Origin of the sequence: Streptomyces sp. SID5910, from assembly GCF_009862125.1 — a bacterium.
Taxonomy (GTDB): Bacteria; Actinomycetota; Actinomycetes; order Streptomycetales; family Streptomycetaceae; genus Streptomyces.
On sequence record NZ_WWHX01000364.1, the window covers coordinates 1 to 303 of the forward strand.

Sequence of the window (303 nt, forward strand, 5' to 3'; positions counted from 1 at the left end):
GGCCCCGGCGGCGAAGACGCTCGCGCAGAAGACACCCGCCAAGAAGGCCGCCGCGCAGAAGTCGGTCACCCGCAAAGCCACCGCCAAGGGCTCCCCCGCCGAGACCGCCGTCACCGGCAGCGCACCGGCCAGGAAGACCGCCGCCCGCCGGGCACCGGCGCCTGAGGCGACCGCCAAGAAGCTCCCGGCCAAGAAGGCACTCGCGGCGAAGGCTGCTGCTCACGAGGCCCCGGCCAAGAAGGTACCCGCGGCGAAGGCTGCCGCCGAGAAGGCCCCGGCGGCGAAGACGCTCGCGCAGAAGAC

1 pseudogene is annotated in these 303 nt (G+C 74.3%); it reads left to right on the plus strand.

Annotated features, from left to right (window positions below):
- Window positions 1-303 (plus strand): annotated as a pseudogene (locus GTW67_RS12255) (hypothetical protein); the annotation flags it as partial.